19 protein-coding genes are annotated in these 26,297 nt (G+C 42.9%); 13 read left to right on the top strand and 6 right to left on the bottom strand.

Translation table 11 applies throughout. The features are described 5' to 3' along the window. Positions 1–57: 57 nt before the first annotated feature. Positions 58–318: a DUF1289 domain-containing protein gene (locus tag ACR63T_RS13150; RefSeq protein WP_472784272.1), complete on the bottom strand. Its 261-nt coding sequence runs from the start codon at positions 316–318 to the stop codon at positions 58–60. Positions 319–538: 220 nt separating this feature from the next. On the opposite strand from ACR63T_RS13150, the gene ACR63T_RS13145 reads away from it, so the two are divergent. The 3 genes from ACR63T_RS13145 (at position 539) to ACR63T_RS13135 (ending at position 4,011) form a co-directional block, all read left to right on the top strand. Further along, positions 539–1,162, top strand: a complete 624-nt coding sequence (locus ACR63T_RS13145) for a YqiA/YcfP family alpha/beta fold hydrolase (RefSeq protein ID WP_472784271.1) — start codon at positions 539–541, stop codon at positions 1,160–1,162. 127 nt (positions 1,163–1,289) lie between these two features. Continuing rightward, on the top strand, positions 1,290–3,179 hold the full coding sequence (gene parE / locus ACR63T_RS13140) for a DNA topoisomerase IV subunit B (RefSeq protein ID WP_472784270.1): 1,890 nt from the start codon (positions 1,290–1,292) through the stop codon (positions 3,177–3,179). Positions 3,180–3,330: 151 nt separating this feature from the next. Further along, positions 3,331–4,011: a lysophospholipid acyltransferase family protein gene (locus ACR63T_RS13135; protein ID WP_305899151.1), complete on the top strand. Its 681-nt coding sequence runs from the start codon at positions 3,331–3,333 to the stop codon at positions 4,009–4,011. An 89-nt stretch (positions 4,012–4,100) separates the two neighbouring features. Here ACR63T_RS13135 and ACR63T_RS13130 read toward each other — a convergent pair whose 3' ends face one another. Beyond that, positions 4,101–4,769 carry an SDR family oxidoreductase gene (locus ACR63T_RS13130; protein WP_472784269.1) on the bottom strand — a complete coding sequence of 223 codons (669 nt, stop codon included), beginning with the start codon at positions 4,767–4,769 and terminating at the stop codon, positions 4,101–4,103. Between the two features lie 281 nt (positions 4,770–5,050). On the opposite strand from ACR63T_RS13130, the gene ACR63T_RS13125 reads away from it, so the two are divergent. Then, entirely contained in the window at positions 5,051–6,490 is a 1,440-nt protein-coding gene (locus ACR63T_RS13125; protein ID WP_472784268.1) for a hypothetical protein, read from the top strand. Between the two features lie 124 nt (positions 6,491–6,614). Here the strand turns inward: ACR63T_RS13125 and ACR63T_RS13120 are convergent, their stop codons facing one another. Next, a complete protein-coding gene (locus tag ACR63T_RS13120) occupies positions 6,615–8,300 on the bottom strand; it encodes a mechanosensitive ion channel (protein ID WP_305899148.1) in 1,686 nt (561 codons plus the stop codon). Between the two features lie 611 nt (positions 8,301–8,911). Between ACR63T_RS13120 and ACR63T_RS13115 the strand changes: the two genes are divergently transcribed. Next, positions 8,912–9,637 (top strand): FKBP-type peptidyl-prolyl cis-trans isomerase, encoded by a 726-nt coding sequence (locus ACR63T_RS13115; RefSeq protein ID WP_305899147.1) that lies wholly within the window; start codon positions 8,912–8,914, stop codon positions 9,635–9,637. Positions 9,638–9,734: 97 nt separating this feature from the next. Here ACR63T_RS13115 and argA read toward each other — a convergent pair whose 3' ends face one another. Then, a complete protein-coding gene (argA, locus tag ACR63T_RS13110) occupies positions 9,735–11,057 on the bottom strand; it encodes an amino-acid N-acetyltransferase (protein WP_201570580.1) in 1,323 nt (440 codons plus the stop codon). A 446-nt stretch (positions 11,058–11,503) separates the two neighbouring features. Here argA and ACR63T_RS13105 point away from each other — a divergent pair, with 446 nt between their 5' ends. Further along, positions 11,504–12,097, top strand: a complete 594-nt coding sequence (locus ACR63T_RS13105; protein ID WP_472784267.1) for a hypothetical protein — start codon at positions 11,504–11,506, stop codon at positions 12,095–12,097. Between the two features lie 127 nt (positions 12,098–12,224). Here the strand turns inward: ACR63T_RS13105 and ACR63T_RS13100 are convergent, their stop codons facing one another. After that, on the bottom strand, positions 12,225–13,187 hold the full coding sequence (locus ACR63T_RS13100) for a patatin-like phospholipase family protein (RefSeq protein WP_472784266.1): 963 nt from the start codon (positions 13,185–13,187) through the stop codon (positions 12,225–12,227). Between the two features lie 251 nt (positions 13,188–13,438). Between ACR63T_RS13100 and recG the strand changes: the two genes are divergently transcribed. The 7 genes from recG (at position 13,439) to ACR63T_RS13065 (ending at position 24,810) form a co-directional block, all read left to right on the top strand. Next, positions 13,439–15,781: an ATP-dependent DNA helicase RecG gene (gene recG, locus ACR63T_RS13095; RefSeq protein ID WP_472784265.1), complete on the top strand. Its 2,343-nt coding sequence runs from the start codon at positions 13,439–13,441 to the stop codon at positions 15,779–15,781. A gap of 449 nt (positions 15,782–16,230) precedes the next feature. Continuing rightward, positions 16,231–17,343, top strand: a complete 1,113-nt coding sequence (locus ACR63T_RS13090; protein WP_472784264.1) for an OmpW/AlkL family protein — start codon at positions 16,231–16,233, stop codon at positions 17,341–17,343. 311 nt (positions 17,344–17,654) lie between these two features. Beyond that, positions 17,655–19,034 (top strand): efflux RND transporter periplasmic adaptor subunit, encoded by a 1,380-nt coding sequence (locus tag ACR63T_RS13085; protein ID WP_472784263.1) that lies wholly within the window; start codon positions 17,655–17,657, stop codon positions 19,032–19,034. Beyond that, positions 19,031–22,153: an efflux RND transporter permease subunit gene (locus ACR63T_RS13080; RefSeq protein WP_472784262.1), complete on the top strand. Its 3,123-nt coding sequence runs from the start codon at positions 19,031–19,033 to the stop codon at positions 22,151–22,153. Before ACR63T_RS13085 ends, ACR63T_RS13080 begins: the two co-directional genes overlap by 4 nt. A 35-nt stretch (positions 22,154–22,188) precedes the next feature. Beyond that, on the top strand, positions 22,189–22,812 hold the full coding sequence (locus ACR63T_RS13075; protein ID WP_472784261.1) for a YceI family protein: 624 nt from the start codon (positions 22,189–22,191) through the stop codon (positions 22,810–22,812). Between the two features lie 92 nt (positions 22,813–22,904). Further along, complete coding sequence (locus tag ACR63T_RS13070; RefSeq protein ID WP_472784260.1) at positions 22,905–23,837, top strand: EamA family transporter; 933 nt, start codon at positions 22,905–22,907, stop codon at positions 23,835–23,837. A 283-nt stretch (positions 23,838–24,120) separates the two neighbouring features. Beyond that, complete coding sequence (locus tag ACR63T_RS13065; protein ID WP_201570568.1) at positions 24,121–24,810, top strand: hypothetical protein; 690 nt, start codon at positions 24,121–24,123, stop codon at positions 24,808–24,810. 93 nt (positions 24,811–24,903) lie between these two features. Here the strand turns inward: ACR63T_RS13065 and ACR63T_RS13060 are convergent, their stop codons facing one another. Next, the gene (locus ACR63T_RS13060; protein ID WP_472784259.1) at positions 24,904–26,145 is read right to left on the bottom strand and encodes an amidohydrolase family protein; all 1,242 of its coding nucleotides are present in this window, start codon (positions 26,143–26,145) and stop codon (positions 24,904–24,906) included. Positions 26,146–26,297 lie beyond the last annotated feature (152 nt).

Genomic DNA, 26,297 nt, shown 5'->3' with positions numbered 1-26,297 from the left:
AAATTTAATTATTGATAATAATATTCAGCGAGATTCTATTCATTAGTTTAAAACATTTCAAAACAACTCTCCAACCTCAACCACTTCCTCAAAATCAAACCCTAATTGCTGCCCTTTAAGCAATCTCATCTGCTCAATACGCTGCTTGCGCCCTGCTATTAATCTCAGTACTTCACGACGCTGCTCATTAGTCATGCTTAGCCATAGCTGACGCTCGGTGCGACTGCGCAGACAGCCAAAGCAATAGCCCTTTTTATTGCTCGTGCAGACGCTAACACAAGGGTTTGCGATATCAAATAGTTCGATTTGTTGGGTCATGGCGATACCACGCTCATTCTGCTGTCTCTAGATACATAATACTTTAGTTTTATAAAAAGTTCACTTATGCAAAAATAGCCAAATTATCAGCGCCATTGTGCCGCTTAAGACTATCAGTGTGCCGTATTGTTATTATTAAGCTTAAAGCCTACGTGCTATTCTCTTTAGCATCGACTTTGTTTTTATAAAAATATAATAACCCTAATAAGCGAGATCATACATGAACCTTATCTATATTCATGGCTTAGATAGCGATGCTAATTCTACTAAAGGTCTATTATTAGACGAATATTGCCAACAGCATCACCCCGATATCAGCGTACATCGTCCTGATCTAAACCAACCGCCACAAGCAGTATTCGATAAGCTAGTCCATCTAGTAGAGGAATTGGGTAGAGGCTCTAAGGTCGTGTTAGTCGGCAGCTCATTAGGCGGTTACTTTGCGACCTTAGTTAGTAATCAAACAGGCTGTCCTGCGCTACTGATTAACCCTAGCACCCAACCACATATCACCCTACAGCGCTTTGATGCTGATAAAAGCGCAGCAGATGCTCCAAAGACGGACAGCAACCAAAACAAGGTACTGCATACTACTGATGGTGGCTGGGCATTGACTAAAGCTGACTTACAATGGTTTACGCGTCACACATTATCAACCGTCGAAAACCCAAGTGACGTTGAAGTCATGATTAAGAAAGGCGATGAATTACTCGATGCTAACTTATCCGCTGCGTTTTATCGTCAGCAAGGCGCTACTGTAACCATACAAGCAGGTGGTGATCATCGCTTTAGTGATTTTGCTGAACATTTACCGCGAGTGCTGAAAATTTTAAAACAGCTATAGTGCGTGCTGTTCATTTAACAGACGACATTATATGACGCAAGCTATTGACTATCAGTGCTGACAGCCCCATTTTTAGCTATAATAGAGTAATAGAATTAGTAGTTTATAAAAATTAAGGATAGCATTTGTGAGTCAATATACTGCGCAATCGTTAGAAGTTTTAGAAGGACTAGAGCCTGTACGTCGCCGCCCAGGTATGTATACCGACACTACACGCCCGAACCATTTGGCGCAAGAAGTGATCGATAACTCAGTCGATGAAGCCTTAGCAGGCTATGCTAAAACGATCAAAGTACAGCTCTATGAGGACGGCTCGCTATCGGTAGAAGACGATGGTCGTGGTATGCCAACCGATATCCATCCTGAGTTTAAGCAAACAGGAATTGAAATTATATTAACCCGTTTACATGCGGGTGGTAAGTTTTCGACTTCTAATTATCAAGTATCAGGTGGCTTGCATGGCGTGGGTATCTCAGTGGTCAATGCTTTGTCGACACGCTTAGAAGTCACCGTATGGCGTGATGCTATCCAGTATGATATGGCGCTAGAGAATGGTGCACCAGTTACTGGTTTAGTAGAATCAGTCAGTCCTAATAAACGCAAGCGTGGTACTAAAGTGCGCTTTTGGGCGGATGGTAGCTTCTTCGATACACCTAAATTTAACATCAAGCAGCTCAAACATAATCTCAAGGCCAAAGCCGTATTAGCCGCTGGTCTGACGATTGAATTCGTTGATGATATCAATAATGAAAAGATTGTTTGGCAGTTTACTGATGGTGTAGTTGAATATTTAGCAGAGCAACTAGATGGTTTAGAGACGCTACCTGATGTGCCTTTTTATTATGATCATGAAGCCATCAATGGCGAGCGCGCTGGGATTACTTTTGCGCTATCTTGGTTGCCTGAAGGCGGTACACCTGTGCAAGAGAGCTATGTCAACCTCATTCCTACGGCTCAAGGCGGTACGCATGTCAATGGCTTGCGTACTGGTATCTTAGAGGCGTTACGCGAGTTTTGTGATATTCATAACTTATTGCCACGCAGTGTTAAGCTGACTGTAGAAGATGTATGGGATGGGGTCAATTACATCTTATCGCTCAAGTTCTCTGAGCCGCAATTTTCGGGTCAGACCAAAGAGCGTTTATCGAGTCGGGAAGCGGCTGGCGCGGTGCAAACTTTAGCTAAAGATGCCTTTAGCTTATGGCTGAATAAACATGCGGATATAGGTGCGCAAATTGCAGAGTTGGCAATTAACAAAGCAGGTCGCCGCCTAAAGTCTGCCAAAAAGGTCGCTCGCAAGAAGATCACCCAAGGCCCAGCATTACCCGGTAAGCTGGCGGATTGTCGTGGTGACTTGCGTGATGGCGCTGAGCTGTTCTTGGTAGAGGGTGACTCTGCTGGTGGCTCAGCTAAGCAAGCGCGTGACCGTCATTATCAGGCGATATTACCCTTGCGTGGCAAGATTCTCAATACGTGGGAGGTGTCCTCAGATACGGTGCTATCAAGCCAAGAAATCCATGATATTGCTATCGCTATCGGGGTTGATCCTGCCTCGGATGATTTGTCTGAGTTACGTTATGACAAGGTTTGTATTCTTGCCGATGCCGACTCTGATGGTTTACACATTGCCACGCTGATTTGCGCATTGTTTGTGAAGCATTTTCCTGCGTTAGTTGATGCAGGGCATTTGTTTGTCGCGATGCCGCCACTGTATCGAGTTGATGTTGGTCGTGAGGTGCATTACGCGTTGGATGAAAGCGAGCTTGAGCATATATTAGCCAATGTGCCTGGCAATAAAAAAGCGCAGATTACTCGCTTTAAAGGCTTGGGTGAGATGAGCGCTGAACAATTGCGTGAGACCACAATGAATCGCGATACGCGTCGATTGGTACAGCTCGATATGGATGATATGGTATTGACCAATAGCGTAATGGATATGCTCTTAGCCAAAAAACGCTCTGCCGATCGCAAGACATGGCTTGAGCATAAAGGTAACTTGGCAGATATCGCTTTATAAGCTATGCGTTTTAAAACTCAATCTACTATAGCAGCGCTGATCAAATTTCATCCTTAAATACTGTTAAATATTTTGCTAATTATGGCAAATATTAATTCAGTGAACAGGTGTAAATGTTATGATGAATTAATTCTTTTTTTATAGTGCTGCTATGTTCTCTAAACCTACCGCCCGTTCTCAAGCGACTCGCTCTAAAATATTACCTAAGTTACGTAGAAAGGACTTAGGTAACCTTGTGCCTAAGCGTAATGGCACTATTGTACCGCCAATATCATCATGGCTAATGAAGGTAGCAGGGTGGCGTACGGTTGGTGAGATACCTAATATCTCGCAAGCCGTTGTCTTAGCCCTGCCGCATACTTCTAATGTTGACGGTGTTTATGCGTTGCCTAGCCTATTTGCGCTGGATATAAAGATCAGTATTATGGGTAAGCATACGCTATTCAAAGTACCTGTACTTAAGCAACTATTGACTTGGACAGGGATTATTCCTATTAACCGCAGTGTCAAAGGTTCAGTATTGCAAGCCAGTATTGATAAGTTCAAAAGCGGCGAGCCGCTATTTTTAGGTTTGTCGCCTGAAGGCACGCGCGATTATACCCAAAGCTGGAAAACGGGCTTTTATTACTTAGCCGTAGGGGCTAATGTACCTATCTTGCCAGTAGCGCTTGATTATAATACTAAAGAGGTGCGTTTTTTGGCGTTGGTATATCCTACAGGTGATATCGATATCGACTTGCCAAAGATATATGAACAGTATCGTGGTGTGATACCTCGTCATCCTGAGCGTCTGTCAAAGCCGCTACAGGATATCAATAATAGTACCGATTAGATGAGGCTCTTCTCTCTGATTATTCTTGTGCTAGGCTGCTAATGCCATGCCGAATAAGTTTTGATTAGTAGAAGATTTTTTATTGGTGATTATGTATTTAAGGCACTGATACCACCGTCGATAGGCAAATTAACTCCCGTTATCATCGCAGCATCATTACTCGCCAAAAATACAATGGCATTGGTAACATCATTAGGCGTGGCCGTTCTTCCTAACGGACAATGGCTGAGGAAAGGGTTAGAGCTAGTATCTGTTGTAACTAGACCTGCCGCGACAGCATTGATACGTACGCCACTTGCGGCATTTTTTAAAGCTAAGTCTTTTGTGGTTTTGTCAAAGTTATCTTTTTCGGCATAATAAGCATCAAGGTTCCAATCACTTGGTATATCTGTAAGTGTGGTAACATTAACGATATTACCTTTGGTCTTTATGAGTTCTGGAATGACAGACTGATGAATGCCAATTTCAGTATCTATATTGACCAGTACATCGATGTGGCCATACTTTTCGAGCACATGCTTTATCATCTCTTCGATCTGTGAAGATTCATTGACCTTGCAAGTTACAGTAAGGTGATTGCCTGTATTGATCCAAGTATGATCCTGTGGAAGATCTTTATAGATGTATTCTAATAAATCATGATTGATACCAACTAATACACAATTGGCTTCTTCTTTGGCAAATTTGAGCGCTGTTGAGCGTCCAATATCAGAATCTGCGCCAGTAATAATGACCACTTTATCGTTAAAACGTTTCATAATTTTTAATCCCTGTTATCATAAAAATTTCGTTACAGCATTAGGGTTATAAGTACCACATGATATATCAATATAACGGCTGAAATAAGCTGGTTATACAAATAAAATTTAGCAAATGGTTGTTTTAAATAGGGTTCATGTTTAATCCTATTTGTAAACTCATTTCATCATACCAAGTCATAGCTGTGAAAGCGATATAGGCCCAAGTAACACTACCGTTTATAAATAGAGGTCTTAATATTTTTTTATTTATTTTCAATTTATAACATGAGGTAAGCGCTGTGCCTGAACTGTTACCAACCGACTCCGACATTAGCAAAAAAATAAATGAGTTAGCTTGCTATGAGCAGATCGACGCTGAGCCTATTGCTGTTTTGGCAATGAGCAATTTAGAGGATAACTGCCAGCTGCAACAGTCCAGCTATTTATTGCCATCAGGAACGTTACGTTTATTAAACGGTACCTTGCATTTGCCTGCCGCGGCTAGTAAGGGCGCTATCGAAGGCGCACGCCAAGCCGTCATCAAGTCCGCACTAGCTTGGCAAAAGCGCTGTGTGCAAAAGGATGAACAAGATGAGCAGTCCTATTGCGTGCTCATCATCGATATCAGGCTCGATGATGCGCTAGCTAATACGTTCAAGACGAACAAAAAAAGCTCGCAGCAGTTAAGCCATAGCTTTGGTGCAAGCTACTTTATGGAAGAGCTCGTATTAGATATTAGTGAAACCAGCGGTGCATTACAAGTCTTTAGCTGGCAAGACTGGCAGGCGGCACTAGCGACTCTAAAGACCCCTTGTGATCTATGGCGATTTTTGAGCTATCATATCGAGCAGCTGCAAGATTCAATCACTAGAGGCATCGCAACATTTGACTCTGAAAAAAAGCTATTACAGCAGTTTAGAAATAGTACTAAATTGTTTGCCCAAGCTATCAGCGTAGATAATGCAGTCATTAGTTATGCTATTCAAGACAAGCCTAATGCTGCGCTCATCACTATGAGTTTGGCGCAAAAGCAAGGCAGTGCGACCGCGCAGATGTATCAGCAGCATATGCAACAGGCCGCTATGCTGTGGTCGCAGCTGAGCACACAGATGATTGAGCTTACTTATGAGAAGCTTGAAGGTTCTAACAACGTCAAAGCTACTAGCCTTGAGGCTAATAACAGTGATAAAGTCGCCGCTATGTCGGCTAAGCAGTGGCAGCAGCAGCTACTAGATGAGTCACTGTTTTCACGGCATGAGCTGGTGCGTACGATATATAAACACCCTAAGCAATCGGCTGTGATGATAGAGCAGGGATATGTAGTGCATCAGCACTCTTATGAGAGTCTAGGACGACACTATGTGTTAATATTCTATGGTCAAGGAGCCAATGCGCAGCAAAGTCGGCAAAAGATTCAACCTAACTTAGCCACCGTCGCCCAAGAAGTAGCCACACGCCTGCCACTAGAGGAGTTACATCACGTTATTGTGATGGGTATAGACTTTATAGGAGATGAAGAAGGTACTTTTATCGATATAGATCTATGGATTCAACCTATTGTTGCGATGACTGCCAAAGAGCGTCAGCTGACTAAGCAATTGCAGCGGTTAAGTCAGCAACAAAAACCTAAGCAGACGAGAGAGAAAAAGAGCCAAGTTAGTTCTAAGTCGACACCTAATCTTAAGCTGCCAAGCTTGAACCTTAGCCTTACTGTTCCAGCAAATATTCCTAATGATTAACATTCAAAGAGGGTTACTGGTTGTCTTAGTCAATCGTATTACGACAGCATTATTATAGTGAAAATAACACGCAAAAAAAGACAGCCTAGGCTGTCTTTTTTATATTTACGAAAAGATTTATAATTTACTTACTAGTGTCGTCAATCAGACCGCTACTAGGTAATGAGCCATTGTTAGCGTCATTATTGATGTCTACTGTATTGGTATTAAGATCACTAGTATCTACCGTGTCCGTACGCAGATCAGTAGCTGATGCACTTGGAGTCATCGAAGTACTAGGCGCTGCAGGCGTGTTATCGCTCACAGATTCTTTAACTTTTTCTTCAGTAGATTTGCTTGGTTGTAGCGCTGATTTAGCTTTTGCTTTCTTGCTTTCTTCATCCATTTTGTCTTGCATTTTGCTCAATAGACGAGCAGCAGCATCGCGACCACCTAGACCGAAAGATAGTGCGAAAGCAACGGCAACGGCGCCTAGCGTCAGACCGAAGGCTAGATTAACGATAGAATCAGCGATACCCATGGCTTTTAAGCCCATAGCCAGCACTAAGCCCATGATCAATACACGAACGATATTGGCTAAGAATTGTGAGCCTTTTTCAGAGCGCTCAACCACACCTGCAATGATATTAGCCAACCAAAAGCCGATAAATAAGATTATCGCGCCTAGGATAATGTTTGCGCCAAAAGCGATAAACATAGTGATAATAGCTGAGATTGCTTCAAAGCCTAACAGGTCAGCTGCAGCGATAGAAGCAAACAGCATGGCAAAGAAAATAATAGCGTAACCGACTAGATCAGAGATCTTTTTGTCGCCCATAGTTTCTTGCAAGCCGACTTTGGCGGGTAACTGGTTGATCTGAGTGTTTTCGATGAGACCCTTAACAATACCTGCAACCATACGCATGATGAAGTAGGTAACGACTAAGATAGCGATTGCCATAAAAATATTAGGCAAGGCTTCAACGATTTTGTTGAGCATATTGGTCGCAGGACGCGCGATAACTTCTATTTTTAAGGCTTCAAGTGCCGCTATAATCGTTGGGATGATAACTAACAAAAACGCTAATGAACCTGCAATATTAGGTAAACTGTTTTGCTCACTCAAACCTGCTTTTGAAGCAAGCTCTTGTACATTAACGGTAGAAACAAGGTTAGTAACAATACCACGGACAACTTTGGCAATGATATAACCGATGAATAGTACGATACCTGCTTTGAGGATATTAGGAATAGCGTCAAATATCTGGCTAACCATCAAGCTTAAAGGCGCGAATAAACCGTCGAGCTCTAGTTGACCTAATACCATCGTCAATACGATCAATAGGATAAACCAGTAGATGATATCAGCAATAGTACTACTCATAGGCTTAACGCCAGCTTGGGCACTTAAGCGTTCATCCATTGATGTCTTAGATAGTCCAGCGGTAACTGCTGTACGCACTACCGTTGCAACAACCCAACCAATCACACCAATAGCTATAGCAGCTACTAGATTTGGGATAAAGCTCAATACTTGACCAACCATATTAGCAAATGGTGCTGAGATAGAGTTTAAATTCAGCTGATTAAGCGCCGCTGAAATGGCAATAATAAAGATAAACCAAAAGACAACCTTAGAGATGATTCCCTCTATGTCATAAGATTTACCTGTTGATGAGTTCATACGCTGATTAACATTCACTTTAGCTAAAACATTGCGTACTACAGCAGCAATACCTAAGGCGACTAGCCAGCCAATAATGAAAATTAAAATGGCACCAATGATAGAGCCTATGGGCCCGCCAAGATAACCGTTGAATGATGTAAGCATTGGATTCGTCCTTTTTTCCTCAAATTATCATATGCTAGTAGCGAGGAGTATTACTCTTGAATTAATTAGCATATGAGTAGGGTTCTAATTGAAATTATTCTATTATCGCAAGAATACTTAACAGTTATCCTAAACTATCAAGCTTCGACCTAAGTATCATAACAGTATAATTAAGATCATAGTAAGGTTTGCCACTATTCAAATTTTGATAAAAAACAATTCATTTTAGGGTAAACAGTTGCGTAAAGTAACTCTTAAGCACTTTAACTCTCATTATCGATATTAACTAATACGTCGTGCCGTAATGATGTAAGTTATTAATAATCAAAATTATTATCGTATAACCCTAAGCTGTCTATCATAAAATGATTATATTAAGCTATTCAAATATAAGGCAGATACAGCTTAGCTGATATCATGTACTGAATAAAGATAGAAATCTTAACTTAGCATCATATTTGTGTGATAAGTTGTTATACAGATAGCTGTTAGTTACAAAGTATATACAATGATTTAATATTTTTATCTTATTAATGGTTCATAAAACCAAGATTTGTTATGATAGCCCTCAAATAATTATCCATACCTTTTTGATAACTCGAGAATATTTTATGAAAAAAATCACTACTTTAACAATCAGTGCTTTGAGCGCTGCTATTTTATTAACGACTGGCTGTAGCACTAACAATAAAGAAACGGCTGCTGCCAGTGTATCAATAACAGAACAAAGTACCGCTGAGCAAAAAGTAGGCTATAGCTTGGGCTACATGATGGCTGATGGTAATAAGGAATCTATAGCGGACTTAGATCTTGATACTTTTGAAAAAGGCTTTCGTGATGGCTATGAAGGTACTAAATCAGCCTTGACGCAAGAGCAGATGGAAAAAGTATTGACGGATTACCAAAAAGCTCAAGAAGAGAAGTTTGTAGAAGATATGGAAGCTAAAGTCGTAGAGAACAAAACAGCGGGCGCGGCATTCTTAGTGGCGAACGCTAAAAAAGAAGGTGTGATGGAAACGGCTTCAGGTTTGCAATATAAGATATTGACCGAAGGTACAGGTAAATCACCAAAAGCAACTGACGTAGTCGAAGTCAATTACGAAGGTAAACTGATCGATGGTACAGTGTTCGACAGCTCATATGAGCGCGGCGAGCCTGTTGAATTCCCATTGAATCAAGTTATCGCGGGCTGGACTGAGGGCGTACAGCTTATGAAAGAAGGTGCAAAGTATGAGTTCTATATCCCATCAGACATCGCTTATGGCGAAGCAGGAAATCAAGGTATCGAGCCTAACAGCACTTTAGTATTTGTCGTGGAATTATTAAAAGTAAAATAACCGACTTAGATTTTAGGTTAAAAAAAGCCCTCATAGTTTTTGCTATGAGGGCTTTTTAGTGGCTATTTTTTAGTGAATAACTGCTTAAAAGTGCAAGCTATAGCTTTTTCTGAAACACTTTTGAGTTGCGACCATTATAGTACTGCTGCTGGCGCGCCTCAGGTAAGCTGTCAGCATCAACCTCTGCAAAACCCTGCTCCACAAACCAATGCGCGGTACGCGTGGTTAATACAAATAGTTTGTGTAGTCCGTGGCTACGCGCTTGCTGCTCTAAAAACGCCAGCAAATCAGTACCGCGACTACCATTACGGTAATCAGGATGTACGGCGACACAAGCGATTTCTGCTGAGCTATCATCTAATGGATACAGCGCAGCGCAGCCTAAAATCATGCCGTCACGCTCAATGACACTATAACGATCAATCTCTTGCTCTAAGCGCTCGCGAGAACGTGCTACTAAAATACCTTGATCCTCTAGCGGTGCAAGCAATTCAGTCAATCCCACCACATCATCGATATCAGCATGGCGAATCTCTTCGTAAGGATCGTGACTGATCAAAGTCCCTGAACCATCGCGGGTGAACAGCTCTTCTAATAGCGCACCATTTTTGGCATAAGAGATAATGTGCGTGCGATGAACGCCTTGACGACAGGCACTACTTGCACAGTGCAAGAAATAATTTATCTCATTATTGACATCACGCTCACGTAAAAAGCGATCGACTTCATTAGGGATCATCTCATGCAGCGGGCGACCATTATCATTAATATCAGCTTCCTCTCCTAAGAAAATAAGCTTGTCTGCCTCTAAGGCTACCGCTGCGCTAAGCGCGACGTCTTCAGCTAATAGATTGAACACTTCGCCCGTCGCTGAAAAGCCCATTGATCCTAGTATCACGATATGATTATGAGCTAAGTTGTTTTTTATGGCATCGATATCGATGGAGCGTACTTCACCCGTCATCTGATAATCAACGCCATCACGGATGCCATAGGGGCGTGCGGTAACAAAGTTACCCGACACCGCATCAATACGCGAGCCGTACATAGGGGAGTTGGCCAAGCCCATGGATAACTGCGCCTCTATTTGCAAACGAATAGCGCCAACCGCTTGCAGAATCGGTGACATAGCAATACGCGGTGTGACTCGAATATCTCTATGTAGGGGCGAGTCAATACCGGCCTCTTGGAGGTTGTGCTCGATTTGCGGGCGCGCCCCATGTACGAGTACTAGCTTGATACCTAAACTATGCAGTAGCGCAAAGTCGTGAATAAGGGTACTAAAGTTAGGGTGCTTGACCGCCTCACCACCGAACATGATCACGAAAGTCTTGCCGCGATGGGTATTGATATAAGGTGCCGAGTTACGGAACCAATGAACGTATTCTGGGTTGATCTTAGGCATGGCGCAAGTCATCATAGTAGGGACAGTAAGTAGTAGAGAGAAAAAGGGGATAGCTGTAGTTTAATAACAAGTTTAACAACGACGATTTTAATAACTGTATTTTAACAGTCAGATTTTTAATGACTAGATTCTTGTCAATTATAGAATTACCATAGCAAAAATTATAGTTATGAGCTATCTTTTTATTTTAGCAAGTCGGTTATTATAGTGAGCCCTAATAGGTAGATAGTTGTTTTATACACAACCTCAACACGGGGTTAATGTGTTAAGAAAAAGTTTTTGTTATGCTAAGCGCTGTACCCTAATCTTTATGCTATATACTTGACTTTAAATCTGAATATTCTCGAATATAAATAATTTAAAACAATCGCCACTATTTCTTAATTTGTATTTTTAGTTTGTAAGACGCCGTATTTATCCTTATTGTTTTATCGATATCTTAATTAGGAATCTCAAATATCATGAAAAAAACCAATTCTTTTGCTAATCCTTTCGCCGCTTGGAGTGGTCATCGCTTATTTCATATCGTTGCTGGTACGCTAGTTGGCGCTATGGTTGTCACTCAAGCCTCAGCTATGTTGCCAACGCCAGAGGGAGCAGCTGATCCTATAGCTATGCAAATAGCCGCTAGTAGCGCTTCAAATAACAGTGCTTCAAATGCGCAAGCAGTAAGCAGTAAAATTACGGCATCCTTGATCACTGTTGATGCTAATGGTCTGGAGTCGTTATCGCCAGTCACTAATAGTACTCGTCTGCAGTCAGGTAATGTGTTGGAGTATCATGGATATTTCACTAATAATAACGCTGATCGTGTACGTAAAATGACGGTTACGATGAGTATTCCTCAGCAAGTTGAGTTATTGGGCGGCGTAGCACCAGACTTCGCTTTTGCAAGTGTTGATAACAGCACCTTTGCGCGGATGCCATTACGTGGCCAGATGAATGGTCAAAATCAAGAGATCCCTTTACAGTTTTACAAGTCAGTGCGCTGGAATCTAGAAGGCGTGGGTCTCAATGACACGGTGATGGTTAAGTATCGTGCGCGCGTTAAATAGATAGTTTAACTGTCTTTTAATTAACGACGTTTTAAATTAACAGTGCTTTAAATTAACAGTGCTTTAAATTAATAATAGTTCCCAACTTTTAACATGCAGCACTATCCTTTTTTAGGGTAGTGCTTTTTTATAGCTTCGCATATTTGCTTTTGGATTTATCCGTAATCAACTGCTTAATATTAGCAATTTGTAGGGTGGTTGCTTGATTGCCCGCGGCGATTAAAGCGCGGCGCTGGCTGGTATCTAATGAGCTGATATGACTAACTTTTGGCGTAATAATGATATCGGCACGGTTCAGCTCTGTATTAGCACGCTTGCCGTTGGTGGTGTTCGTGGTTAAGTTTTGCTCTAACAAACCCCAAAAGCTGCCTAATGATTTAATATTCAACATCTGACTAGATGTCTTTGGCGCCCTGCTATCAGTAGCGGTTACATCGACAGCGATGACGATATCTGCGCCCAAGTCAAAGGCGCTATCGACGGGTACTAAGCTGACCACGCCGCCATCGATGTATTTTTTACCGATTTTTTCGGGAATGCGTGGCGAGATAAATATATTGGGCACGCTACAAGAAGCTTGTACAGCAAGTCCAGCATTACCTGTGCTAAAAACGGCTTTGGTTAAAGTGTCTCTGTCTGCTGCAATCGCGGCAAAGCTAATCGGAAAATCTTCTATAGACTGTCCCATGACATTGGTATTAATAAAATTCTTAAGCTTAATGCCTTCAATAAAACCTTGATTGGACCAAGTAAAATCAATCAGCTCATTATCAGCGGTTGTTAAGGCTAATTGCTCAAGTCGATTAGCAGTGATCCCGCTGGCATAGAGACTACCCACTAAGCTGCCAACGCTAGTACCTACTATTATGTCTGGGGTGATGCCGCTTTCTTCCAAAGCCTTAATCACACCAACATGCGCAAAACCCTTAGCCCCGCCACCGCCTAGCACTAAAGCCACGCGCGGCGCTTCTACCACTGGCGTTATAGGTATAATAGCTGGAGTCGTAGTGCTACAGGCACTCATTAGCAGAGCTGATGCACCAAATAAGCTGGTATAGACAATAGATCTAATCAAAGAGACACTCGCCATAAAAAGCCTTAGTATTAAATTTTTATTCCCAGTAGTAGCTTAGCATAATCTATTAAATTATCCGCTATTGTGATTTTGCATAATGGTTTGCTGAGCTAAAGCGCCAGCCTACACGACATTAGTGATATCTGTTTGAATTTCAACACGCCCTAGTTATAACTCATTATTTATATAAAAGGTCATTTATTCATTCTGCAAAACTCTGTCGATATGCTAATCTAATTCTAAAAGTTATATGACTAGGACTTTCGATGCCAACACCTGCTATACAGACGATAAACACTCCCGTGGATAGTGAATCTTCAGCGCTAGATATGTCAGTCTCAGCGCTGCCTGGGGTTGGGCCAAAGGTCGCCGATCAGCTGACGCAGTTAGGTATCGCGCGTATATTTGATCTGCTGTTGCATCTGCCGCGTGGCTACGAGGATCGTAGTCGGCTGGTCTCTATAAATGATGTTGCGCATGGGCAGGCGGCTCTCATTCAAGGACGCGTCGTACATGTCGATAATAAGCGCAGTGGCATGACCGTGATAATAGATGACGGTACGGGTACAGTGGGATTGCGATTCTTTAAAGTCTATCGCGGCCTTGAGCAAACTATGAGTCTGGGCACTGAGTTGCAGCTATTCGGAGAAGTCAAAGTCAGCCGTTATGGTAAGCAGATACATCATCCTGAATATCAAATCATCACAGGCAATACGGCCTTCACTGATATTGGATTACAGCCGATTTATCCGACCGTAAAGGGCTTACATCAGAATAAACTACGGACGTTAATTAAATTGGCTCTACAAACCGTGCGCTCTCAAGGTTTGCCAATGACCTTGTTTACACGAGAGGATTTTGCGGTAGTCGCTGACTTGCCATTAGCGCCTTTTGAGACTACAAAACCTATTGTAGTTGAGGAGGATGTAGAAGATATCTTTTCGACCTTGGCGCGTCGAGTTCCTGACAATAGCGTCAACGACAGTGCCAATAACAGTGTTAGTAAAGCTAGCCCTACTATATATAACCATAGTAATACCAGTAGTCTAGCGACTAGCGCTATCAATAATAATGTCTATAATCTGACTATATTTGAAGCGTTAGTACTCCTCCATACCCCGCCAACTTATACTGACGCTAACCAGCAATATAAGCTATTAACCCAGCTTACGGCCCGCAGCCATGCCGCTTGCCAGCGCTTAATCATTGAAGAGCTAACCGCGCATCAGCTCAGCCTATTGTATCGGCGTCAGCAACTGCATAAGTTTAAAGCGCCGAAATGTGCTAATAAGAGCCCATTGTCAGATCAGTTGTTTGCAGCCTTGCCGTTTGAGCTGACAGGCGCTCAGCAAAGAGTCATAAAAGATATTACCGCTGATATGGCAACCTCTATTCCGATGCTCAGGCTAATACAAGGCGATGTTGGTTCAGGTAAGACTTTGGTAGCAGCAGGAGCAGCAGGCTACGCGCTTGATAGTGGCTGGCAAGTGGCAGTCATGGCACCGACTGAGATATTAGCCGAGCAGCATTTATTGAACTTTAAGCAGTGGTTTGAGCCATTGGGTATTGGCGTGGGTTGGCTGGCAGGTAAACAAACGGCTAAGCAGCGCCGCGAATCACTTGCAGCGGTCGTAGATAATACGGTGCAAATCGTCGTTGGTACTCACGCACTGTTTCAAGATACGGTGCAATTTGCCAAGTTGGGTTTAGTGATTATTGATGAGCAGCATCGCTTTGGGGTTGAGCAGCGGATGGCGTTGACTAATAAAGGCGTCGCTGGCAGTACGCCACATCAGCTGATCATGACCGCAACCCCAATACCACGGACGCTGGCGATGAGCGTCTATGGCGATATGGATACTTCTATCATTGATGAGCTACCACCAGGACGGACGCCTATTACTACCGTCACTATCGATCGTAACCGCCGTAACGATGTGATTGAGCGTATTGCTATTAACTGCGAAGAGGGCAGACAAGCTTATTGGGTATGCTCGTTAGTAGAGGAGTCTAGCGTCCTTGATGCACAGGCTGCTGAGGCGACTTATGAGGATCTCAATGAGCGCTTAGACATTCGCATTGGTCTGGTGCACGGCAAGATGAAGTCGGTCGATAAGCAAGCGATTATGCAGCAGTTCAAAGCTGGAGAATTAGATTTATTGATTGCCACGACGGTCATCGAGGTCGGAGTCGATGTCCCCAATGCTTCACTGATGGTCATTGAAAATGCTGAGCGTTTAGGACTTTCGCAACTGCATCAATTGCGCGGGCGCGTAGGACGTGGGCGGGCTAAGAGCTATTGCGTGCTGCTGTATCAAAAGCCACTCTCTGAGACAGGTACTGAGCGCTTGAATGTGCTACGCGATAGTACCGACGGTTTTGTAATCGCCCAAAAAGACTTAGAGCTACGCGGACCTGGAGAGTTATTAGGTAAACGACAAACCGGTAATATTGGCTATTATCTAGCGGATCTAATCCGTGATGAGCAGCTATTCGCTATTGCGCAGCATCTCGCCAAGCACTTGATTGCAGACAGCACTCGCAAAGCTGACGTCAGTCAACTCATTCATCGCTGGATGCCTGAGGCCAGTCGCTATACCAATGCCTAACTTGTCACTGTCTTATTTTTAATAAAAAAGCAAATCATCTCTAGCTATCGATTATCAAAATCTGCTTGCCTCTCTGGTTTCAATTTATATCTTATTTGTGCTCATTCGAGCTTTATACCGTATCTCTAGTTTTTGGAATACTCATCAGTCATTTTATTAAACAATAGTCGTTACTAATAGTCGTTACTAAAGCCCTCATTGTTTGTACGTCATTGTCCTTGAGGTCAATACGATAATTTTGCTTACCTCAAATTTCACCGAATTTGATTTATTCGTTCGCGAATTAATATTGATATCTTAATGATAGTATGTCAATTTATCACTCGGTTCTGACAGGAGGTTAGAGTCTTGAGGGTACGCAGGTGTTAAATCTGTAGAGCCTACTGAATTACTCATATATTTTATGGTGTCATTCATCTTATAAACCAAATCTCATACAAGGACGTTCTATGAAACACTTATCCCTTCTTGCCTGTGCTATTACCTCTTCTTTATTGCTTAGCCAATCCGCTTTTGCTGAATTTGATTATTTTAAGACCGATGACAGCTTTAAGCGCTTTTCAGTCTCTGCTGGTTGGTTACATGCTATGCCACAAGGTGACCCCAATCCCTTACAAAACTCTACCTCTATCAATGATGGCACCGTTGCTAAAAACGGTAGTGTCAAAATCAAAACGGTTAGAGAGGTTATCGATCCTGACCAAAGTGAGCTCACTAAATTGACAGTAAATACAGGTCTAACTCTTATAGGGTTAGCAAGTTTTAGAGGTGAAGAGACTGATTTGTCTTCAACTACTTTTGGTGATGTATCAGGCGACGTCGAAATTAATGGCTTGGAAAATTGGAGCAGCCCAGGTACTGGACTCAAAGCGGATGATGCGGATACGGTAGGATTGTTATTCAACTATTATCTTAGCGACAATTGGTCGGTGGAGTTCAAAGCGGGTATACCTCCTACGGTAGATATATTAGGTGAAGGGCAAGTTTTTGCACCGTTGACTGGCAGGGTCAATGCTGGTGGAGTGGGGGCAATTCTACCAGAATTTGATATCAAAAAAGACATTCCTATCACTGATTTAACGCAAGGTAATGGCGTAGCTTCAACAGCTCGCGCTTGGTTACCAGCAGCGGGCGTGCAATATCAGTTCGGTAAATCGGGGGTCAATAAATTCCGGCCGTATGTCGTCGCAGGCGCCATCTATGCCTATTTTGATGATATTGAACTCAATGAGGGCATCGAGCAAGACTTGCAAAGAGCGGGCGATCAAATCCAAAATATCAAAGACGATAAAGCAGGCGCTGCTCTAGAGGACTTGAAATCTAGTAGCGATATGACAGTAGAGGTCGATGCTGAAAGCACGCTTGCACCTATTATTACCCTAGGTGCTACTTACGACTTTAATGATCGATGGTTTGCGGTCGGCTCATTATCTTATGCCAAGCTAGACAGCGAAACCACCATTACTGTAAAGAACGAAAGAGGAGAGGAATTAATCAAATCAAAAACCAACCTCGATATTGACCCTTACATCACCTATCTGGGTCTGGGTTATCGTTTTTAGTCAGTTGTTTTAGGTAAAATGTAGGCAACGAGACGCGCATTCTTTTGAGTGTGCGTTTTTATCTTTGAAGTAATGCTATTTTATTTAATAGTCATATCTCTTTGTACATAAAAGCTACTACTGTAAAATACTTACTTCGTCTTTTGTTGATAAATGGTACGTATGCTATAACGACATAAATAGCGATGATAGTTGACTCGTTAGTAATATAGACTATAAGGCTAAAGGCTGTCATTAAGATAAACTGCCCCTATATAAAAGCTATCGCTAAACCCTTTTTTTATCACTATGCTTGTCCGTAGAGACCTATTATGAGTGACTTTCAAGACCCTAATAATAATCAAGATCCTGCTACTTCTAAAGTCCTTCCAGAGGCGCAAACGGAGCTGCCGCCGTATCGTCAAGCTGAAGCGGCACAGAAATCAACGAGTAAGAAGCCATCATGGCTGATACCAGTGTTGATCGCTATGTTAGTACTGGGCGTACTATTAGGTCGGTATTGGGGCAATAGTAGCAGTGATAGTGCTGAAAAAGCAGCGACAGATGAAACCTCAACGGTAACTACAGCCAGCGATACTAGTACTGAGCAAACAGTACTATCGGTCGAAACTGTGATGCCAAGCCAAGATAATATCGGCAATACTTTGAGCGCTGACGGGACGATTAGCGCGAAAGACACTGCCAATGTCAGCGCTAAAGTGAGTGGCGTGGCGATTGAGCAAGTGTTAGTCGAAGAAGGTCAGCGTGTCAAAGCGGGTCAAGTGTTAGCTGTATTTGATACTGATGCGGTGCAGCAGCAGATATTGCAAGCAGAGGCTGATGAAGCAGAAGCACAAGCGACCCTTGCTAATGCTAAAGCGGATGCCGCAAGAGTACTCCCTTTAATAGATATCGATGCTATTAGTCGTCAAGAGGCTGATCGCTATCGTACCTCTGAGCTACGAGCGCAAGCGGCTCTACAGTCGGCTAGAGCACGGCTCAGTAGCCAGCGTTTAAGCTTATCTAACGCCACAGTCACTGCGCCTGTCAGCGGCATTATCAGTGAAAAGCTAATCGAAGTTGGGCAAGTAGCAGGCGGTGAGCCATTATTTACTATTATCAAAAACGGCACCTTAGAATGGCAAGCGGATATCGATCCTAAGCTCATTGGTGAGGTAAAGATAGGTACGCCTGTCAAAGTGAGCCTATCGCAAGGACAGTCAGTAATGGGAGAGGTGCGCCGTATCGCACCAACCGCCAGTGACAATCGTCAAATTACTATTTATGCCAGTCTCGCTAATAGTAGTAATGCTCGAGCTGGCATGTATCAAACGGGCGAGTTCTTATTAGGTAGCGTCAGTATGCAAACGGTGCCTAATAGTGCGATTATCAGTAATGATGGTTACGACTATGTGATGCTAGTGACTGATATCAAAACCACTAATGACAAAACCGTCGGGCGCGTCAAACGTGAGCGTGTGCAGCTAGGCGCGCGCTTCGGTGAAAATGTTGCGATTGCAGAGCCGTTACCAGCAGATAGTCGCTTAGTAAAGCAAGGTGGTAGCTTCTTAAATGAAGGCGATCTTGTACGTGTGGTCGAGAGTAGTACTAATAGCGAAACCAACACTAATGCTAGCGCCGTAGCTCAAGCAACAAACTCAACGGCCTCAGTACGAAAATCAGTACAGAAATCAGCGCAGGCATCCTCATGAGTATGAATGCGTCGGCTTATTCGATTCGAAATCCGCTAGTCGCTATTCTTTTATTCGTGCTCTTAACCATGGGTGGAATATACGGTTTTGGGCAGATGAAAGTGCAGGAATTTCCTGATATTGATTTCCCGTCTGTAGTAGTGACCGTAACCTTACCTGGTGCTGATCCCGTCCAACTAGAAAACGACGTCGCTAAGAAGATTGAAAACAAGTTAACCAGTATCAATGGTATCGATCATATCCGTACCACCGTACAAACAGGCGCGGTAACGATTGTTTCTGAATTCGTGTTAGAAAAAGATATTCAAGAAGCGCTCGATGATATCCGCTCCGCAGTCGATGAGATTCGTGGCGATCTACCAGCTGCTGCCAATGATCCGATTATTACTAAAGTCTCGACCTCAGGGTTTCCAGTAGTGACCTATTCAGTTGCTGCGGACAATATGAGCGTTGAGGATTTGTCGTGGTTCGTCGATGATACGATTACCAAGCGTCTATCGGATATACCTGGCGTTGGTTCGGTTAATCGTATCGGTGGGTTGCAGCGTGAGATTAGAATTGCAGCAGACCCTATCGTGCTCAGTGGATTACAGCTCTCTATCGTGCAGCTATCGCAGCAGATAGCAGGTATTCAGCAAGATGGTGCGGGCGGGGAGGCTGAAGTCGGTAATGCGACGCAAACTATCAGAGTATTGGGTGCAGTTGAGCGCGCTAACGAGTTGAACAATTTACAGATTGCCGTACCGATAGGCGGGACACAAGCGCTAGGACGTATGGCAACCATCACCGATGCTCCGGCTGATCGTAGTTCAGTGGCTAAGTTAAATGAGCAAACCGTAGTGGCCTTCAACATTGTACGCTCGCGTGGTAATGGTGAAGTTGAAGTAGCAGAACGGGTCGATGCCGAGCTTGCCAAACTCAGTAGTGAGATGAGTAGTATTACTATAGAAAAGGTCTATGACCGCGCCGTACCAGTAGCAGAGGATTATAAAGCGTCGCTCACTATGCTGATCGAAGGAGGTATCTTAGCCGTCATCGTGGTCTTTTTATTCCTGCGTAATATTCGTGCAACCATCGTCACTGCCGTTGCGTTACCACTGTCCATTATTCCTACCTTTTTAGGGATGTACTTATTCGACTTTAGCCTTAATATTATTACTCTACTAGCTTTATCGTTAGTCGTTGGCGTATTAGTTGATGACGCTATCGTTGAGGTTGAAAACATTATTCGCCATTTACGAATGGGCAAAACACCTTATGAAGCGGCGATGGAAGCGGCTGATGAGATTGGCTTAGCAGTAGTGGCTACGACCTTTACGCTGGTCGCAGTATTTTTACCAACGGCCTTTATGGGCGGTGTTGTCGGTCAGTTCTTCCGTCAATTTGGTTGGACGGCTGCTATCTCAATCGTGATGTCTTTGCTAGTCGCACGTCTGATAACGCCGATGATGGCGGCTTATATATTGCGGCCTGAAAAGCATCGAGTCGAAAAGCAAAGTAGAGTCATGACAGGCTATCTTAAAGTGGTTTCGTGGACACTGAGTCATCGCTGGATAACCATGGGCACAACGCTGCTGTTATTTGTCGGTTCACTAAGCTTAGCAGGACTATTGCCGACGGCGTTTATTCCAGATGACAATGGCAATCAGACGCGCGTATCGATAGAGCTGACGCCTGATGCTGAGCTGGCTGATACTGAGCGCGTCGCTGAAATGGCTAGTAGCCGTATCTTGGCAATGCCTGAGGTTAGCAACATTTTTACCTCTGTTGGAGAGGCACAAGCCACTATGGAGGCAGGCTCTAGCGGCGGTAGCAAAGCCAAAAACATTGCCAATCTAGATATCGTGCTCGTAGCGAGAGATGAACGCGCTTTCAAAAAATCGATAGAACGTGAAATCAGTGCTTTGATGGAAGAGGTGCCTGGTGCGCGCTTTACCGTTGGTATAGGCAGTGGCGGCGGTAGTGGCTATAACTTCTCTTTAACCAGTAGTAGTCCAGAGATTTTGGAGCAAACCGCTCAGAAAATTATGACCGAGGTGCGTGCGCTACCAGCCGCAGGAGCGGTCACTAGCGATCGAAGCTTACCTAGACCGGAGCTGACGGTCATTCCCGATCGATTAGCCATGGCTGACAAAGGCGTGACGACGCAAGATATCGCCTCAACGCTACGCATAGCGACAGTTGGCGATTATGAGCAGCGTCTCTCCAAGCTCAATCTCGATACGCGTCAGATACCTATCGTGGTGCGTCTACCTGATGTCGCCAAACAAAACGTTACGCAGCTAGAAGGCTTATACGTGCTCAATAGTCGTCCGACAAGCGAAGGCGTGCGTCTCGGTGAAGTCGCTGATTTAGAGTTTGGTACAGGGCCTGCGCAGATCAAACGCCTAGATCGTGAACGAGCTATTAGTGTCACGGTGCAACCTGCTGATGGCGAGCTTGGTGAGTTAGTAGAAGCGGTCAAACAGACTCCTACGATGCAGAATTTACCATCAACAATCAGTATCGTTGAACAAGGTCAAGCCGAGAACATGGCTGATCTATTTAGTGGCTTCATTATCGCGATGTCGGTTGGTATTGTTTGTATTTTAGGGGTGCTTATTTTACTTTTTGGCAAATTATTGCAGCCTTTTACTATTTTGATGGCGCTACCACTATCGATTGGTGGTGCGCTTGCAGGTCTAGTTATCACGGGCAGCAGCCTATCGATGCCATCGATGATTGGCTTTATTATGCTGATGGGTATTGCGACCAAAAACTCAATTCTGCTCGTTGACTACGCTATCATCGCGCAAAATCGTGGGCTTGCACGTCTCGACGCTATTATTGATGCTTGTCGCAAGCGTGCGCGGCCGATTATTATGACCACAATTGCTATGGGCGCTGGTATGTTGCCATTAGTGTTCGGTTGGGGTGATGCTGATCCGACTTTCCGTCGTCCGATGGCGGCAGCGGTATTAGGTGGTTTGGTAACGTCAACGCTGCTTAGTCTAGTGGTTATTCCTGTGGTTTATACCTTGATGGATGATGTGTCAGAATTCTTTACTAAGTTGCTAATGCCGCAGGATAAAAGTAAAAAGCAAGCGACTGATAGTTCATCTGTTGATAACACTAATTAAATCTACAGAAATTAACGCTACAAAGGAGTGTTGTTATGAGTCATTTTTTATCGAACGTCGCCGCGCATTATAAGAAGCCATTGCTCAGCATAGCACTATTAGCAGGATTGATCGGTAGTACACACGCTACCACTTATCTAATTGTGCCTGATAATAGCAATGCGCGCTTTGAGATTGATCATTTCAATACTTCAACCAATACGGGTGGTTTTTACAATATAACAGGTCAACTGCAATATGACCCTGATGCTAAAATAGGTAATATCTCAGTTGTCATTCCAGTAAATAGCTTAAACACGGGCAATAAAGCCTTTGATAATGTGCTTATTAGTCCTGACTTTTTTGATGCTGACAAATATCCGCTGATTTCTTTTGAATCCACTAACTGGCACTTTGCAGATACTAATGCTAATGGTGTGGGAGTTGGCGATGTGGTAAAAGTCGATGGTAATTTGACCATGCACGGTAGCACTCATCCTGTCACTCTAAGTGCTACTAAGTTTAACTGTTACTTTAGCTTTATTGCCAAAAGCCAAGTCTGCGGTGGCGATTTCACTACTACTATTGACCGCCGAAAATGGGATATCAGCAAATATACTTTGCTTGGTATTACCGAAATGGTCAAATTAAAAATTCAAATCGAAGCGGCAAAACAGTAAGTGTTTACCGTATAACTATTTACCCTATGGAAAAGGCCAAAACTTAACCTAAGTTTTGGCCTTTTTAATCACTAAGGCAGTTGAGCGCAGCTATGCAACATAAAATATCTAATCGTAAAAATACTTGGCTGATTCCGTTCGCTTGTCTATTAGTCGGTGGTGTGTTTTTAGGAATATCTACTAATCTTGCCAAATTCGCTATTGAAATTGGTTTGACGCCACTAGGTTATTTGTTTTGGTCAATAGCAGGGGCGGCGCTAATTTTGCAGATTGTTGCTTTGATACAACGAGATACTCTACCCTTAAATAGCCGAAATCTAGAATATTATGTCATCGCTGCATTAGTTAGTGTTGCAGGCTCTAATCTGATTTTTTTCTCAGCGATTCCTCATGTCGGGGCGGGTTTTGTCGCGCTGATTATTGCGCTACCTCCTTTATTAACCTATTTGGGCGCTTTATTACTCAATATTGAGCGCTTTGATAAATGGCGCGCTCTTGGGGTAGCCGCAGCCTTAGCGGGTGCTGGGGTGTTAGCCGCTCGTAAATTTGCAGCGCCTGATGCTAGTCTTTTTTGGATAGTGCTAGCACTTTGTGGGCCTGTACTGCTCGCTATAGGTAATATATATCGCTCACTGCGCTGGCCTGCTGACGCTTCTGCTATCGCCTTAGCCCCTGGAATGCTGATTGCCGCCGCTTTAATGTTAGCAGCAGTCGCTTTGCTACCAAGTTTCTCACTGACTATTCCATTTAACAAAGCTCAACCCGTAATACTAATTACAGTACAGGCTTGTATATTTGCCGCGCAGTTCTTATTACTATTCTTATTACAAAAGACAGGCGGACCAGTATTGCTTAGCTTACTTGGTGCAATTGGTGCCGTCGTTGGCGTCCCTGTTGCGGTATTTTTGCAAGGAGAGGCACCACCAGAAGGGCTGATATTAGGAGCTTCTTTGATTGCGCTGGGTGTGGCTTTAGTGACTTGGGGTGGAATTAGAATGGCAAAACCTATTAGTGATAAACTTTAAAATACCTCACTGTTTCTGAAAAGTACTTTTATTGATACGAATAATATTTACCTCAAAATAGATGACCTTTATCATTTCATATAAGTGATAAAGGTCTTTTTATTGATAGATAATTAGTAAAGCATGTACATTATATTCGATTTTTTGAATATAAAGCTGTAGCTTAAACAGTAAGTAGTTATTTTTAATAAATTATTTATCGATTAATCACCTAAAAGCGTGGCCTAATGAGTTCACTAGGACAGGGAAGTTGTAGAAAAAATTTATTAACTAGGAGAATATTATGAGAGATGCCAAGATTAAAAATGAGGATAAAAAGGCCATCGCTGCTGAACAGGAACAAAAACAAATTACGAGTATCCAAGAAATCTATGAAGATAAAAAGCTAAGTGAAATGAAAGATATGCGGTTTGATTTTTGTGGTCTTATCGGCAACTCTATAAATAACTATTTAAATTACCTCAAAGAGCAAAAGTTAAATACCCTAGAGCACTGTAATGGAAAAGATCAATCTTGTTCTTGCATTGGACCTGATGGAGGCAAATGCAAACAAGTTCGATTACCTAATTTCGAGTCTTGCGTATCTATAGCATGGGGCGATAGCGACTGCGACTGTTTTGAGACGGACGATGTTGAAGTTGCGATGATCTCAATCTGTAATTGCTACTCAAACATTACTTTTAGCAATGTGCGTATCTCATACCTTTACGTCACTATAGCTGACGGCTCCCCTGTACCTCTGATGCCTGATGGCACGCCTTCAGTACAAATTATACCTGTAGGACCTATATGCTTTGGCGATTTAGGACCTTGTATAGAGGGCGGCAATAACTGCGTATCACGAGAGATCGTCATACGGACTCGTGGCGCAAAAAGTGGTAAGTATAGAATCAATGTGGTTGGAATTTGCTATGAAGTGGTGCTCAAGCAACTTCATAATACTTGTCTAGAGTTAGAGCTATGTAAGGACTGATACGATAGAGTGTTATGGTAAAAACATAATCCCACAAAAAAGCGCAGTCAAAATAGGACTGCGCTTTTTGCATTCAGTGGTTTTAAAATAACTTTACTCAAAGCAAATATAGGCAGCCTCATTACAAAAGGTCTGCTTGCCATTCTTAAATCCTGCTAAAGCTTGCGAGTTGGTTCTAATAGCCTCAATAGCATCTTTTGCTTCTATAACGACTAAAGTTGCTGGCACTTCTACCTTTATTTCAGTCTCAAAAGATAATAGCTTAGCTGCATTTTTAGTAATCATTGCAAAAGCGTCTTTCATTTCATCGTCAGTCGATAGCTGAGCGATATTGACATACATATTAGCCATACGAATTAATGAAGCATCACCGAAAGGCGTAAAAGCATTTAAAATATTATTACTAGAGATGGTCGTATTAATACCCAGATCGGCAAATTGATTGGCGTTGACTGTGCCGCGAGGAATGAGCTTCTCATAGTCACTACCATTAATATAAATATCAGTGGCTGGCAAGACGATCAAGGTGATGTCTGCCTGCTTCAATAGTCCTGCCATCTCGCCACGTTTCATCTTATCCATTGCCGCAAGCTTAGTCACATGACCGATAGAGACGCGACCTTGATAATTACGCTTGATCGTCTCCTCAGCTACTTTTGGAATAGTTGAACCCTCAGGATCTAAGTCAAAGTCTAAATGAAAATCCACATCGACATCGAATTGTTCAGCGATATCAAATATCATCTCGATGTGCTCATCAGGATTATCATCTTTATAAGGACAGCCACCGATCAGATCAGCACCTTCTGCTAGGGCTTGTTTGAGTAGTTTTTGAGTTAGAGGCTTAGTGGTTAGTCCTGATTGCGCAAAGGCACAAAGCTCTATATCAATAGCAAAGGCATACTTTTCTTGCACTCTCTTTAGGGCTACAAAACTACGCATCTCTGTCTTTTCGTCAGTCTCAACGAAGCTTCGCAGGCCAACAGTGCCTTTTTTGATAGCCATCTCTACCACTTTTGAGGCACGTTCAAAGACGTCCTCTTCTGTGAAATCTTCTTTTGCATTACCCGTCTCATCAACCGCTTCCTTTAGCGTACCTTCAGTGACGCTACAACGATCTAGAATGCAAGCTTTATCCAAATGGATATGGCTTTCATAAAATCCTGTGCAGACAAAGTGACCTTTAGCATTATAAATCTTATGAGCAATTGTTTCACTATCATCAGCTCTATTTTTAGAATCTGCAATGTCAGTGATCATTGCCTCTGTTACGTGGATATCGACTAACTGCTTTCGTCCCGCTAGTTGCGCATTTCTTATAATTAAGTCTGTCATTGTTATTTTATCCATGGTAGTTAGCGGTTATCAATATTAGATAACAGATTGAAAACTCAATAACTAATTTAACAATGTGAGTGTCAATTCTCTGTAGTTTTCTATTGTACGAGCTGTATAGATTTCATACATAAAGACGCTATGTTTTTGCT

Source organism: Psychrobacter sp. M17(2026) (assembly GCF_055699815.1).
The sequence above is the reverse complement of the archived record's forward strand: the minus strand, read 5'-3'. Positions and strand labels throughout refer to the sequence as shown.